This is a genomic window from Acidithiobacillus sp. HP-2 (assembly GCF_015100155.1).
GTDB lineage: Bacteria > Pseudomonadota > Gammaproteobacteria > Acidithiobacillales > Acidithiobacillaceae > Acidithiobacillus.
This window is the reverse complement of the sequence record NZ_JACKZA010000048.1, coordinates 1-1331: the sequence shown is the minus strand read 5'-3', so window position 1 is coordinate 1331 and position 1331 is coordinate 1. Positions and strand designations below refer to the sequence as shown.

2 pseudogenes are annotated in these 1331 nt (G+C 58.5%); one reads left to right on the top strand and one right to left on the bottom strand.

Going from position 1 to position 1331, the window contains the following annotated elements:
• Positions 1-283, bottom strand: a pseudogene (locus H7F11_RS16590) (IS256 family transposase); the annotation flags it as partial.
• Between the two features lie 47 nt (positions 284-330).
• On the opposite strand from H7F11_RS16590, the pseudogene H7F11_RS16585 reads away from it, so the two are divergent.
• A pseudogene (locus tag H7F11_RS16585) lies at positions 331-1157 on the top strand (helix-turn-helix domain-containing protein); the annotation flags it as partial.
• Positions 1158-1331: the final 174 nt, after the last annotated feature.

Genomic DNA, 1331 nt, shown 5'->3' with positions numbered 1-1331 from the left:
GACCCAGAGCGGTCATGATCTCGCGCTCCGGCAGATGCCCATTACGCACGACCGCCTGACGCCCATCAACCATCCGCACCGTCGCAAATTCTTCCAGCAATACCGCCACCTCTGCCTCTATGGCCTGCTCAATCAGAGAGCGTGCCGCGCGTCGAAGTATCCCTTCAATGCCCAGACCCAACTCTCCCATCCCACCTGCTATTACGGTATTCTTTTCCACGGCGTACTCCTTATGTTGCTCTTTGAGTCGGAAACCCTTTGTAGCAACAGTACGCCACCTCATTCAAGCCAGTTGTAACGCGCCCGTACACCACTTTCGAGCATAGCTCTTGGCGTAAGCAGGCGATAGCGAGTGGGACGATGAGTGCAGTGACCAAGAAGACGGCAGAGTGTTGGTCTGCCGAGTCCAAGTTGGCAGCGGTGGTGGAAACAGCCCTGCTGTCAGCGGTGGAGTTGAGCGCATATTGCCGGGAGAAAGGGCTGTATCCAGACCAGGTAAAAGGGTGGAAACATGCCTGTATCGTTGGGCAGCAGACCGCCACCCAACAGAAACAGACAGCGGGTGCGCAAGGTCGTGCAGACCAGAAACGGATTCGTGAGTTGGAGCGAGAACTGCGTCGCAAAGACAAGGCCTTAGCCGAGGCGGCTGCGCTGCTGATCTTGCGAAAAAAATTGAACGCCCTCTGGGGGGACGACATCGGGGAAGATTAACCCCGGTCCTGGAGCGGCAACAATTGATCGCCTGGATACAGGAAGCGGCTGACAGTGGTGCGCGCCGGTCGCGGGCCAGCACAGAAGCGGGCTTATCATTACGTACCGTCCAGCGATGGACAGAGGAGCAGGGAATGGTGAAGGCGGATGCCCGCACGACGGTGGAACGACCGGCACCCAGCAACAAGCTGAGTGAAGCCGAGGTGCAGGAAGTGCTGGACGCCTGTCATCGTCCGGATGCCGCACACCTGCCACCCACCCAGATTGTGCCACGGCTGGCGGATGCGGGGGTTTATCTGGCATCAGAGTCCACTTTCTACCGGATCCTCAAGGCCGAAGGTATGAACGCACGACGGGGTCGTGCGCACCCGCCCCGCAAAGGGAAGTTACCCACCACCCATACGGCCACCGCAGCCAATACCGTCTGGTCTTGGGATATCACGTACTGTACGCCCAGCCAGCGTAGCCCGCCCTTTTGGGGGTAAAGCTGCTTGAGCATGTTTGGAATGCAGAGCCCAATGTGTTTGTTACTGTAATCACTGGGTCTGCCCTTTCTCTGCTGTGAGAGGAAGTGAGCCGAAGCGGCGGTGACTTGCCGACACTGGCAAGGTGACGAAGTC